Source organism: Terriglobia bacterium, from assembly GCA_036496425.1.
Classification (GTDB): Bacteria; Acidobacteriota; Terriglobia; order 20CM-2-55-15; family 20CM-2-55-15; genus 20CM-2-55-15.
In genome coordinates this window covers 1-12,756 of the sequence record DASXLG010000323.1, presented here as the reverse complement: position 1 = coordinate 12,756, position 12,756 = coordinate 1, and the positions used below count along the sequence as shown (strand labels likewise).

Annotated in this window: 11 protein-coding genes; 6 read left to right on the top strand and 5 right to left on the bottom strand. The window is 58.6% G+C overall.

Translation table 11 applies throughout. The annotated features are described in order from the left end of the window. Positions 1-75: 75 nt before the first annotated feature. Both VGK48_23570 and queA read right to left on the bottom strand, forming a co-directional pair. Positions 76-285, bottom strand: coding sequence for a cold shock domain-containing protein (locus VGK48_23570; GenBank protein ID HEY2384165.1), 210 nt, complete (start codon positions 283-285; stop codon positions 76-78). A gap of 122 nt (positions 286-407) precedes the next feature. After that, entirely contained in the window at positions 408-1,466 is a 1,059-nt protein-coding gene (gene queA, locus VGK48_23565) for a tRNA preQ1(34) S-adenosylmethionine ribosyltransferase-isomerase QueA (protein ID HEY2384164.1), read from the bottom strand. Here queA and VGK48_23560 point away from each other — a divergent pair. The 4 genes from VGK48_23560 to groL all read left to right on the top strand — a co-directional run bounded on the left by VGK48_23560 (position 1,459) and on the right by groL (position 7,409). Continuing rightward, positions 1,459-2,616, top strand: a complete 1,158-nt coding sequence (locus tag VGK48_23560; GenBank protein HEY2384163.1) for a class I SAM-dependent rRNA methyltransferase — start codon at positions 1,459-1,461, stop codon at positions 2,614-2,616. The genes queA and VGK48_23560 overlap by 8 nt on opposite strands. Positions 2,617-2,671: 55 nt before the next feature. Beyond that, entirely contained in the window at positions 2,672-3,115 is a 444-nt protein-coding gene (locus VGK48_23555; GenBank protein ID HEY2384162.1) for an Hsp20/alpha crystallin family protein, read from the top strand. 4 nt (positions 3,116-3,119) lie between these two features. Next, positions 3,120-5,687 carry an ATP-dependent chaperone ClpB gene (gene clpB / locus VGK48_23550; GenBank protein HEY2384161.1) on the top strand — a complete coding sequence of 856 codons (2,568 nt, stop codon included), beginning with the start codon at positions 3,120-3,122 and terminating at the stop codon, positions 5,685-5,687. A gap of 78 nt (positions 5,688-5,765) precedes the next feature. Next, positions 5,766-7,409, top strand: coding sequence for a chaperonin GroEL (gene groL, locus VGK48_23545; protein ID HEY2384160.1), 1,644 nt, complete (start codon positions 5,766-5,768; stop codon positions 7,407-7,409). 108 nt (positions 7,410-7,517) lie between these two features. Here the strand turns inward: groL and VGK48_23540 are convergent, their stop codons facing one another. From VGK48_23540 to serS, 3 genes are read right to left on the bottom strand one after another with little or no spacing between them, the layout of a single operon-like run. Continuing rightward, the gene (locus VGK48_23540; GenBank protein ID HEY2384159.1) at positions 7,518-8,135 is read right to left on the bottom strand and encodes a zinc ribbon domain-containing protein; all 618 of its coding nucleotides are present in this window, start codon (positions 8,133-8,135) and stop codon (positions 7,518-7,520) included. Continuing rightward, positions 8,125-8,514 carry a DUF2085 domain-containing protein gene (locus VGK48_23535; GenBank protein HEY2384158.1) on the bottom strand — a complete coding sequence of 130 codons (390 nt, stop codon included), beginning with the start codon at positions 8,512-8,514 and terminating at the stop codon, positions 8,125-8,127. The genes VGK48_23540 and VGK48_23535 overlap by 11 nt, the downstream gene beginning before the upstream one ends. Before the next feature lie 3 nt (positions 8,515-8,517). Then, the gene (gene serS / locus VGK48_23530; GenBank protein HEY2384157.1) at positions 8,518-9,804 is read right to left on the bottom strand and encodes a serine--tRNA ligase; all 1,287 of its coding nucleotides are present in this window, start codon (positions 9,802-9,804) and stop codon (positions 8,518-8,520) included. 85 nt (positions 9,805-9,889) lie between these two features. On the opposite strand from serS, the gene VGK48_23525 reads away from it, so the two are divergent. Next, positions 9,890-11,575: a GWxTD domain-containing protein gene (locus VGK48_23525; GenBank protein ID HEY2384156.1), complete on the top strand. Its 1,686-nt coding sequence runs from the start codon at positions 9,890-9,892 to the stop codon at positions 11,573-11,575. Positions 11,576-11,587: 12 nt separating this feature from the next. Beyond that, positions 11,588-12,756: carboxypeptidase-like regulatory domain-containing protein (locus VGK48_23520; GenBank protein HEY2384155.1), on the top strand; the 1,169-nt coding region annotated here is incomplete at its 3' end.

Genomic DNA, 12,756 nt, shown 5'->3' with positions numbered 1-12,756 from the left:
CCGGCCCGGAGACGAACCATCAACCGCTAATTAGCGAGACCCTGCGACCGGCAAGACCGCAGGGTCCAATTCGGATTACACCGTTTTTTCAACATTCTCTGCTTGAAAGCCTTTCGGACCCTGCGTGATGGTGAATTCCACGGCGTCGCCTTCCTTCAGGGTCTTGTAACCGTCACTGACGATTGCAGAATAGTGTACAAACACATCTCCGCCCGACGCCCGCTCAATGAAGCCGAACCCTTTTTTGTTGTTGAACCACTTGACCTTGCCTTGCTCTTTACTCATGACCCCTCAGACTCCTTTTCTACAACTACAACATCCAGCGAAGCTTAAACAGTCGGGCATTATACCGAAAAAGCCTAATGTGTCAACTTTTAACGGGAGCTAAAGCCAGCGACACCATACTTTTACCGGATGAGCATGCAGTCGCCGTAGCTGTAGAAACGATAGCCTTCGCCTATCGCATGACGATAGGCGTTCAAAATGTTCTCGCGCGACGAAAACGCGGACACCAGCATGAGCAGCGTGGAGCGCGGAAGATGAAAGTTGGTGAGGATGCCGTCGACGGCTTTGAAGTCATATCCCGGCAATATAAAGAGGTCCGCTTCGCCCGAGGCGCCTTCGAAGCGTCCGTATTTCTGAAATACATACTCCAGGGTTCGCGTCGAGGTCGTGCCGACAGCGATCAGCCTGCGGCCCACGTCCCGCGCGGCATTCAGCCTGGCCGCCGATTCCGCGCTCAATTCGAAGCGCTCCGGCTTCAGGACATGTTCGCGAGGATCGCTGGCCCGCACCGGGATAAAGGTTCCGACGCCGACGTGCAGCGTCAGCTTCACCACTTCAATGCCGCGAGCCTTCAACTCGTCGAACATCTCGTTCGTGAAGTGCAGACCGGCTGTCGGCGCAGCAACCGCGCCGGGCACATTTGCGTAAATCGTCTGGTATTCGGCGGCATCGGCCGGCGTATCCATATATAGAGCGCGCTCCATATATGGAGGCAGCGGAATGTGGCCGTGCCGCTCGAGAAACCCGCTCAACCCGCCGGAGGTGGCGCCGGAACGGAGGTGCAGCAATCTCAGGCCATGAGGCCGGCTTTCGCCGACGACGGCCTCGAGTTCGCCCCCGGCAAAGATGATTTTGTCGCCCGTTCGGACGCGCTTTCCCGGACGGCACATCACTTCCCAGGCATTATCGGCGGCCGGCGCCGCAAACAGGACTTCGACCTCGCGCGCGGTTCCCGAGGCGCGTTCGAGGCGGCCGCGGACGCGGGCGCGGATAACACGCGTATCATTAATGACGAGGAGATCGGAAGGATTCAGGAATTCCGGCAACCGGCGAAAGGCCGAGTCGATCCATTGCCCCGTCGCCCGGTCCATTACCATCATGCGTGAGGCGTCGCGCGGCCGCACCGGCTCGCTCGCGATCCGCCCGGGCGGCAGTTCATAATCGAAATCAGATATGTGCATTATTCGAAAACGCGGAACCGACCGCATCCGGCGCGGCCACCTTTGGGTGTACCGCAGCGACATCATTAATACAGAGGACGCGGAGCCGGGAAGCATCGTCTCCGTGCGCGACGAGCGCGGAACCGTCCTCGGCAAAGCTTTCTACAGCTCGAAATCGCAGATCGCGCTCCGTTTTCTCAGCCGCGGCGACGTCGAAACCGGCGATGCTTTCTTCCGCAAACGCCTCGACCAGGCCGACGACCTGCGGCAACGCATCGGAGCCGATCCGCTGCTCAGCCGCCGCGTCTTTTCCGAAGGCGACCTGCTGCCCGGCCTGATCGTCGATCGCTACAACGATTCCCTCGTCGTTCAAAACCTCATCCAGGCCACGGATGCGCTTCAACCGCTGTTTACGCGGTTGCTCACCGAACGCTACGAGCCGCGCTCCGTCCTCTTCCGGAATGATAGCAGGGTGCGGGAGCTCGAAGGCCTGGAACTCCACCAGCAGGTCGTGGGAGATCCCGTGCCGGAAACCATCGTCGTCAACGAGGACGGAAAACAGCTCGCCCTCTCGCTCACTACAGGGCAAAAGACCGGCTCCTACCTCGACCAGCGCGAGAATCATCGCGCCGCCCGCCAATACGCTTACGGACGCGCCCTCGACGCCTTCACGTACGGCGGCGGCTTTGCCGTTCAGATCGCCGAGAAGTGCGAGCAGGTGGATGCCGTCGATATCTCAGGCGCCGCCGTCGAGCTCGCCCGCAGCAACGCCGAACGCAACGGCCTGAACAATATCGACTGCATCGAGGCCAATGCTTTCGACTTTCTACGCGAGCGCCATAAAGAAGGTGTCCGTTATGACACCATCATCCTGGATCCTCCAGCCTTCGCCAAAAATAAGGAAAGCCTCGAAGGCGCGCTCCGTGGATACAAGGAAATCAACAACCGGGCTATGCGCCTGCTACGTCCGGGCGGCATCCTTATTACATGTTCCTGTTCCCATCACCTCAGCGAGGGTCTTTTTGCCGAAATGCTGGCCGACGCCGCCAGGGATGCCGGGTGCTGGACCCGGGTCCTGGAGCGCCGGGTCCAGGCGCCGGATCATCCGATTCTTCTGAGCGTTCCGGAGACGTTGTACCTGAAATGCTTTATTTTGCAGGTCGTCTATTGACATGCAGGCACTCAGATCTTATGAATAGTTACGGCTAAGATGTGAGGAGGCGTAAATGGCTGTTGTTCGATGGGATCCGTTTAGAGATTTGAATATGTTGCATGACCGGATGAACCGGCTGTTCGACGATGCCGGCCGGGGCTGGCGAGCCGATGAGCCGCAGGCGACGACCACCTGGAGTCCCGCGGTCGACATTTTCGAGACCGAAGGCGAAATTGTCGTCAAGGCGGAATTGCCGGGCATGGAGCGCAAGGACATCGCCCTCCATTTGGAAAAGAACGTGTTGACTCTAAAAGGAGAACGCCGATTCGAGAAGGAAACGAAAGACGAGAACTATCACCGGATCGAGCGCTCGTACGGCGGCTTCAGCCGGGCATTTTCCATCCCGGCCACGGTCGATGAAGAGAAGATTCGCGCCGATTACACGGACGGCGTGCTCAAGATCGTTCTTCCCAAGAAGGAACAGGCGAAGCCGAAGCAAATCCGTATCACGGAGTAAATCTATGATTCGTTTCGACAAACTGACGCTGAAGGGCCAGGAGGCCCTGCAGGCGGCGCAGTCTCATGCGCAGGAAAAAGGCAATCCGCAGGTCGCCCCGGAGCATTTGCTGTGGGCTTTGATGGAGCAGAAGGAAGGCATTGTCCTCCCGGTTCTGCAGAAGCTCGGGGTGAATCTCCAGGCGCTCGCCCGCGAACTGGCCGATGCGGTGGCGAAGCTGCCGAAAGTCCAGGGGCAGTCCGACATCTATATGAGCGCCGGGCTCAATCGAGTTCTGGAAGACGCATTCAAAGAGGCCGATCAGTTTAAAGACGAATACGTCAGTACCGAGCACCTCTTGATCGCCCTCAGCAACGCGAAAGGGGAGAACGTCTCGCGTTTGCTGCATGCCAGTGGCGTGACCAAGGACGCCATCCTGAAGGTGCTGGTCTCGATCCGCGGAACGCAGAAGATCACGGACCAGAATCCCGAAGAAAAATATCAGGCGCTGCAGCGCTATACGCGCGACCTGACCGAACTGGCGCGCAAAGGCAAACTCGATCCGGTGATCGGGCGTGATGAGGAAATCCGCCGCGTGATCCAGATTCTGTCGCGGCGCACCAAGAACAATCCCGTGCTCATCGGAGAGCCGGGCGTGGGAAAGACCGCGATTGTGGAGGGCTTGGCGCAGCGTGTGATCGCGGGCGATGTCCCCGAATCGCTGAAGCGGAAAAAGATCGTGGCGCTCGACCTGGGCGCGATGATCGCCGGCACCAAGTATCGCGGCGAGTTCGAAGACCGCCTGAAGGCCGTGCTCAAGGAAATCGAAGAATCGGGCGATGTCATTCTGTTCATCGATGAACTGCACACTCTGGTCGGAGCGGGCGGCGCGGAAGGCTCGATGGATGCCTCGAACATGCTCAAGCCTGCGCTGGCGCGCGGCGAACTGCGCTGCATCGGCGCGACGACGCTCAACGAGTACCAGAAGTACATCGAAAAAGATAAGGCGCTGGAACGGCGCTTCCAGAAGACGTTTGTCGGCGAGCCGACCGTCGAGGACACCATCGCGATCCTGCGGGGCTTGAAGGAACGCTATGAGATCCATCATGGCGTCAAGATCAAGGACTCCGCCATTATTGCGGCGGCAATGCTCTCGCATCGGTATATCACCGACCGCTTTCTGCCGGACAAAGCCATCGATCTTATTGATGAGGCTGCGGCTAGCCTGCGCATGGAAATCGATTCGATGCCGGTCGATATCGAGTCGGTCGAACGCCAGATCATCCAGCTTGAGATCGAGCGCCAGGCTTTGAGCAAGGAAGACGATCCGGCCTCGCGCGAGCGTCTTTCGCTGATCGAGAAACAGCTCAGCGAGCTGCGCGAGCAGTCCACGCAGATGAAGCTGCGCTGGCAGCACGAGAAGGAGCGGATCCAGGCGATCCGCAATCTGAAGGAGCAGATCGAGCAGGCTCACCTCCAGGAACAGCAGGCGGAGCGGGCCGGCAACTATGCGCAGGTGGCGGAAATCCGCTACGGGCGCATCCAGCAGCTCGAGGCGCAGTTGAAGCTGGCGAATGAAAAGCTGGAAGAGACGCAGCAAGGCGACCGCATGCTCAAAGAGCAGGTGGACGAGGAAGACGTGGCGAAGATTGTCGCGAAATGGACGGGCATTCCGGTGTCGAAAATGCTCGAAAGCGAAATCCAGAAGCTGGTCCAGATGGAAGATCTGCTGGCAAAGCGCGTGGTCGGTCAGGGAGCGGCGCTCAAGGCTGTTTCGAATGCGATCCGGCGGGCGCGGGCCGGCCTCCAGGATCAGAACCGTCCGATCGGCGTGTTCATGTTCCTCGGGCCGACGGGCGTCGGCAAGACGGAGACGGCGCGGGCGCTGGCCGAGTTCCTGTTCGAAGACGAGCACGCGATGATCCGCATCGACATGTCGGAGTACATGGAGAAGCACTCGGTCGCGCGTTTGATCGGAGCGCCTCCGGGCTACGTCGGCTACGATGAAGGCGGCTACCTGACGGAAAGCGTCCGGCGGCGGCCGTACTCGGTGATCCTGCTCGACGAAGTCGAGAAGGCGCATCCGGACGTCTGGAACATCATGCTCCAGATCTTCGACGATGGACGGCTCACCGACGGCAAAGGCCGCACGGTGGACTTCAAGAACACCGTGATCATCATGACGTCGAATGTCGGAGTCGGCATGTCGGAAACCAACGTCCGCAATGAGCTGCGGGCGCATTTCAAGCCGGAGTTTTTAAACCGGATCGACGACATCATCATCTTCCGGCCGCTGGGCAAGGAAGAGATCTCGAAGATCATCGACATTCAGCTCGAGTCGCTGCGGAACCATCTGGCGGACCGCAAGATCACGCTCGAAATGACTGCGGCGGCGCGCGATGCACTGTTCCAGGAAGGCTACGACCCGGCATTCGGAGCGCGGCCGCTGAAACGCGCGATTCAGAAGCTGCTGGCGGATCCGCTCGCCCTCCGGATCCTCGAAGGCGAGGTTCAGGCCGGCGATCATATCGCTGCCGGCGTGAACAGGGATGGCGAGTTCACCTTCCAGACCGTTCCGGCCATTGCATCGTAACAACCACTTTCGTTAGAATTAGCACTCGATCTTATCGAGTGCTAATTCTTTATTCACACATCATGAGGAGGAGAAGTCATGGCTGCAAAAGAGCTGAGATATCGTGAAGATGCACGATCCGCGATGCTCCGCGGTGTCGATGCCCTGGCCAATACAGTAAAGGTCACTTTGGGCCCGAAAGGCCGCAACGTGGTATTGAGCCGCAAGTTCGGATCGCCGCTGGTGACCAAGGACGGCGTGACTGTCGCAAAGGAGATTGAGCTCAAGGATCGCTACGAAAACATGGGCGCGCAGATGGTGAAGGAAGTCGCGAGCAAGACGAGCGATCTTGCGGGCGACGGAACCACCACGGCGACCGTACTGGCTCAAGCCATCTACCGCGAAGGCATCAAGAACGTCGCGGCGGGCGCGAATCCGATGGATCTCAAGCGCGGCATCGATAAAGCGGTTGAGACGGTGGTTGAAGAGCTGAAGAAGATTTCGAAACCTGTGAAGAGCCACAAAGAGCAGCAGCAGGTGGCGACGGTCTCCGCCAACAATGACAAGAAGATTGGCGAGCTGATCGCCGAGGCGATGGAGAAAGTCGGCAAAGACGGCGTCGTCACCGTCGAAGAAGCGAAATCGATGAATACGGAACTGGAATTCGTCGAAGGCATGCAGTTCGACCGCGGCTACCTCTCGCCCTACTTCGTCACCAATCCCGACAGAATGGAAGTGGTCCTCGAAGATGCGCTGATTCTGATCCACGAGAAAAAGATTTCGGCCATGCGCGACCTCATTCCTGTGCTCGAGCAGGTGGCGCGCGAAGGCCGCGCGCTTTTGATCATCGCCGAAGAAGTCGAAGGCGAGGCCCTGGCAACGCTGGTTGTGAACAAGATCCGCGGAACACTGAAGGTCGTTGCGGTGAAGGCGCCGGCATTCGGCGACCGCCGCAAAGCGATCATGGAAGACGTTGCGGTTCTCACCGGCGGCAAGGCGATCACCGAAGATCTCGGAATCAAGCTGGAGAACCTGCAGTTGGCAGATCTCGGCCGGGCGAAGAAAATCGTCATCGATAAAGACAACACGACGATCGTCCAGGGCGCCGGCAAGAAGGCCGGCATCGAGGGCCGCATCAAGCAGCTTCGGACTCAGATCGAAGAAACAACTTCGGACTACGATCGCGAGAAACTGCAGGAACGCCTGGCGAAGCTGGCCGGCGGCGTGGCGGTGATTCGCATTGGAGCGGCGACCGAGCTCGAGATGAAGGAATTGAAGGCCCGCGTCGAAGATGCTCTGCACGCGACCAAGGCGGCGATCGAAGAAGGCGTCGTTCCGGGCGGCGGTACGGCCTTGCTCCGCACGCAGAAGGCCCTCGACAAACTTTCGAAGAACGCGGAAGGCGATTTCAAAACCGGAATCGACATCATTCGCCGCTGCGTTGAAGAACCGATGCGGATGATCGCGAGGAATGCCGGCTATGATGGCGCGGTCATTCTGGAAAAGGTTCGCAACGAAAGCGACGCCGCCGTCGGGTTCAACGCGGAAGAAGAGAAGGTCCAGAATCTAGTTGAGGCGGGCGTGATCGATCCGACCAAAGTCGTGCGCGTCGCCATTCAAAACGCGGCATCGATCGCCGGCTTGCTGATGACGACCGAAGCGATCATTTCGGAAATGCCGGAGAAGAAGAAGGCCGGCCCGCCGATGCCGGGTGGTGGCGGAGGCTACGAAGACTTCGACTAAAGAAAGCGGGGACTATTCGAGGTTGCATCATCTAACGTTTCTGCATTGCAAATTTGAAATGCAGAAGCTTCGAATGATGCAACCCTGCAATAGTCCCCGCCTTCCCCCTCAGTTTCCCTGTGTGGTTTTTCTGGCTTCTCTCTTTTTCAGGATAGCGACCGCCAGTATCCCGCCGATCATCGCGAACAGCGCGAACACCAGCAAATTACTGAAGAACGTAAAGAATACGGTTGCCGCCGAGATCTCGCCGGAGGCCACGCGCAAAACCCAATCGCGGACCGGTCCTTCCGCGCCCATCTGATTCAGAATGGTTTCGAGCTGCTGCCGCTCGGACTGGAAGAACCGCGCGGTGATGGCATGGAAAGACATCTGAACCGCGGTTCCGATCACCGCGCCGAAAAGCCCGCTCAAGACGCCGGCAAAGGCTCCGTCGCCATACGTGATCGAGTTGAGCGGCCGCTGCCTGGTCAACAGCACGACGGCAGCGCCGCCGCCGAGCAGCACCCACATGCAGCAGAAGATATTTCCGGCACTGATAACCGGAATGGACGAGAGCAGGCCCAGGAACATGCCGCCCGCGAGAGCCGGCTGGATGAAGTCGAGCTCCGGCAGAGGAGCCTGCGGGTGCGCCGGTTCGGGCGGCGGCTCAGGTTCCACCGAGGTGCCGCACTGAAGGCAAAATCTCGCGTCCTCAGGCAGCTCGACGCCGCACTGCCTACACCGCATCGGCAAGCTCCTCGACGCCCTGCTTGACGAAAGGCGCAGCTGCAAGTCCCACTAGGAGGCCGGAAAGCGACCGTAGCAACGCGGCATCCAGAAACAGGCGCGCGATGATGAATTCCGCGGCCATCAACGCCACGGCCGCGCGAAGCCGGCGGACGTTCGGCTTCAGTCCGATCCACAGCGAAAGCGTGAAAGCGAAATAGATCGACGCGCACCGGATACAAACCGGAAGCGGATTCCCGTGGAGAAACCACGACCGCGACGGATCCTGATGGCAGATCCTCGAAAAGAACTCGTACAGCCAGGGCATTCCGGCAAACGGAGTCGCCAGAATCGCCAGGCACCAGAGCGTGGAGCCGATGAGCAGCGCAACAGACAACATTTTTTAAATCACGGTCTCGGGCTTGATCACACTCTGCCCATTCATGAAAGGACGCAGCGCCTCCGGAATAACGACGGTTCCATCCTTTTGCTGATAATTTTCCACGATGGCGATCCAGGTCCGCCCGACAGCCAGTCCGGAGCCGTTGAGCGTGTGAACGAAGCGGACTTTGCCGCCGCCGCCCGGCCGGTATTTGATGTTAGCGCGGCGCGCCTGGAAGTCATCGAAGTTGCTGCAGGACGATATTTCACGATAAGCATTCTGCCCCGGAAGCCACACTTCGATATCGTAGCTTTTGGACGCGGCAAAGCTCATGTCGCCTGTGGAGTGAATGACGACCCGATAAGCCAGCCCGAGCCGCTTCAGGATTTCCTCGGCATTAAGGACCAGGGATTCCAGTTCCGCGTTGGAATCTTCCGGCCGCGTGAATTTCACCAGCTCGACCTTATTGAACTGATGCTGGCGGAAAATGCCGCGGACATCTTTTCCGTAGGAGCCGGCTTCACTCCGGAAGCATGGCGTGTAAGCCGTGAACTTCACGGGCAACCGGGCCTCGTCAATGATGTCGTCGCGATAAATGTTGGTGACGGGAACCTCGGCCGTCGGGACCAGGTAATAGTCGGTGTCGCGAAGCTTGAAAAGGTCTTCCTCGAACTTCGGGAGCTGGCTGGTGCCGAAAAGGCTCTTCGAATTGACCATGAACGGCGGTACCACCTCGGTGTATCCGTGCTCCCGGGTGTGAATCTCCAGCATGAAGTTGATCAGCGCCCGTTCCATTCTTGCGCCCGAGCCGGCAAGGAGTGGGAAGCGGGACCCGGCGATCTTGGTGGCGCGCTCAAGATCGAGTATCCCGAGGGCAGGGCAAAGATCCCAGTGGGCTTTCGGCTGAAAATCAAAGGATGGCGGGGCGCCCACCCGCCGCACTTCGACGTTCTGATCCTCGCCGGCGCCGACGGGGACTTCCGGGGCGGCCACATTGGGGATGATGGCGGCGAAATTGAAAAGCTCCTCCTCGACCACCCGGAGGGCCTCTTCCAGCTCCTTGATCTGCTGAGATACGGCCTTCATTTCATTGCGTTTAGCCGTTACATCGACCTTCTCTTTCAGCTCTCTGGCAATCTCCTCGGAGGCCGTGTTCCGGTGCTGCCGGAGCCGCTCGACCTCGTGAATGATACTTTTTCGCTTACCATCCAGGCGCTGAAACGTCTCTACGTCCAACGAAAATCCCCTTTGGGAAAGGCGTTCGCGGGCGTTTTCGAGGTTATCGCGCAAAAAGGTCATATCGAGCATGAGGAAGATGTTAGCAAAATCCATCTCTAATGCTATGATATCTAGTCGTTAATACTTGCAGTACCTTACCAGTCGAGGTGTTTTTATGAGCCGAAGGGGGATATCTATCGCCCTGACTTCCCTGTTTCTTCTGACTTTCTCTTTTTCCAGCATCGCTCAGAAAAATGGCGATCCGAAGGTGGATGACCCGCTCAAGGTCAACGTCACCGGTAAAGACCGGAAAGACAGGAAAACGAATGAGGAAGCCAAGAAATCCAGAGACATAGAAAACGCCAGCAAGGCGCTGCAAAAGTGGGTGGATGAAGACGTTACATACATCATCACCGACCAGGAACGCGCGGCCTGGAAGAGGCTGAAGACGGACGAAGAACGCGAACAGTTCATCGAACAGTTCTGGCTGCGCCGCGATCCGACGCCCGACACCATCGACAACGAAACCAGAGACGAGCACTACGAGCGGATTGCCTACGCCAACGAGCACTTTGCCTCGGGCATTCCGGGCTGGAAAACCGATCGCGGCCGCTTCTACATCATGTATGGGAAGCCGGATGAGATCGAGTCCCATCCTTCGGGCGGAACCTACGAGCGGCCGATCGATCAGGGCGGCGGTACGACCAGTACTTTTCCATTCGAAACCTGGCGTTATCGCTATATTGAGGGGATCGGCAACGAAGTCATCCTGGAGTTTGTCGATCCATCCATGTCGGGCGAATACCGTTTCACCATCGATCCCAGCGAAAAGGACGCGCTGCTCCACGTTCCCGGGGCGGGACTCACCTTCGACGAACAGTACAACAACAAGGATAAAGCGGACCGCTTCAACCGCGCCGGCGCTTCGATCGGAAGCCCTCTGGGCGCGACGGGCCGCGTCAATCCGTTCGACCAGTTGCAGTTGATGGCGAACATCTACAAGCCGCCCGAGATCAAATACAAAGATCTTGAAGCCGTCATCACAACGAAGCTTTCATTCAACGTTCTGCCGTTCAACTACCGCGCAGACTTCGTGCGCGTGACGGAAGACACCGTCCTTACCCCGATCACAATCCAGCTGCAGAACAAGGACCTGGCGTTTCAGGAGACCGAAGGAATCCATCGGGCGGTGGCGCACATCCTGATCAAGATCACAAATATCAACGGACGCATCGCGGCCGGCGGCGTGGCCGAAGACTCCGTGGCCGTGGATATTCCAGATGCTCTGTTCAAGCAGGAACTGGACGGCGTGCGGCTGTATCAAAAGGCGCTGCCGCTGAAACCGGGCCTGTACAAGATGGACATCGTCGTAAAGGACGAAACCAGCGGCAACGCGGGTGTGGTCAACCAGCGGTTGAATGTTCCCCGTTATCCCGACGAGAAGCTGCAGCTCAGCTCGTTGATCACGGCGCAAAAAGTCGAGAACCTGGCCGCAAACGAAGTCGGTTCGGGCCCGTTCGCCATCGGCGGCCAGAAGGTATGGCCGAACGTGACGGGCGAGTTCCTCCGCAGCCGCGATAAAAACGTCAACCTGTACTTCCAGGTTTACAACCTGACGATCGATGAAGCGACCAAGAAACCGTCGGCGACGGTGGAGATGGTGATCACCAAGAACAGCCAGGAAGTGAAGAAAGTCGTCGAGCAGTCGTCGGAACTGGCGAATGCAGCGGCGCAAATGACTGTTGTCAAATCCCTGCCGGTATCTGATTTTGATCCCGGCCAATACGGGATTCAGATTCGGGTCACCGATAATTTGACCAAGGATGTCATTGCAAGCAAAGAATCGTTTATCGTCCGTTAAAGCGGAGAGTTGATGGAAACCATGCAAAACCGGTTTTCTGCAGCACTTTTGATTGCCGCTGCTCTTCTTCTTTGCCCGCTCGCCGCGAGCGCCGGCGATCTCTCGGCCATCAGCGGTCACGTTCGTGACAGCAGCGGCGTTCCGGTGATGGGCGCGATGGTGCTCGTCACATCCCCCGTCTTTCCAGCCAGAATGGTTCACACCGATAAAGACGGCGCGTTCTCGATCCTGAATCTGTTTGCCGGCGAGTACACGGTCCAGATTTCGATGACGCATTTCCTGCCTTCGATGAAGCAGGGCCTTCAACTGACGCGCGGCGGCACGGCGGTATTGACGGTCAACCTGCAGAACGCTCTGGATGTTGTGCGGCGCGCCGTGGCCCGGGAGAAATCCGAATCCGAAGACATTGTCTGGACGCTGCGCAGTTCGCGGTCGACGCAACCGGTGCTTCGCCTCGCCGATTCCGACGGTAAGGGAGAACCACAGATCAAGACGACGATTGGTCCCGATTACACCGGATACTTCCAGCTCTATTCGAAGTCGGTTGAAACTCCCGCGGGAACCACCGAAGGCGTCGGATCGCAGTTCTCGGTGACGATGCCGCTCGATACCAAATCCAAGGTCAATGTTCGCGGCCAATATAACGATTCGCCATCGCTTCCGCGCGGAATCGGCGCGTCTTACGATTTCGTTCCCAGAGCGCACCACAAGGCCGAAGTCGGCATCGACGTGCGGCAGGGTTCTCTGGTGACGGATCCTCTGCAGGTCGACTCGTCGCGTGAAATTCAGGTCCGGTACGGCGACAACTATCAATGGTCCGATCACATCGTCCTGAACTACGGCGCCGAGGCCGGCCGCGTCGGGTCCATCGCACCGGTGAATTACCTGCGTCCCCGGCTCGGAATCTCCTGGGTGCCTCAGGCGCGAACAACCGTGACCCTGGGAACATCGTCGCAGGCCCCTCTTGCGGCGGATGATCCCCTCCGCGGAAAAGACTTTTTCGACCGGACAATGTTTGTACCTCCGGGGATGGAGCGCTATTCCCATACGGAAGCGGGTCTGACCCACGTCGTGGGCGACAGCGTCGAATTGACTGCTGCGGTTTTCCGGGACAAACCCGACACCGAGGCGCTGTTCGTCAGCGCGGCCGATGGCCACCCGGCCATTCTGCTGCTGGATAC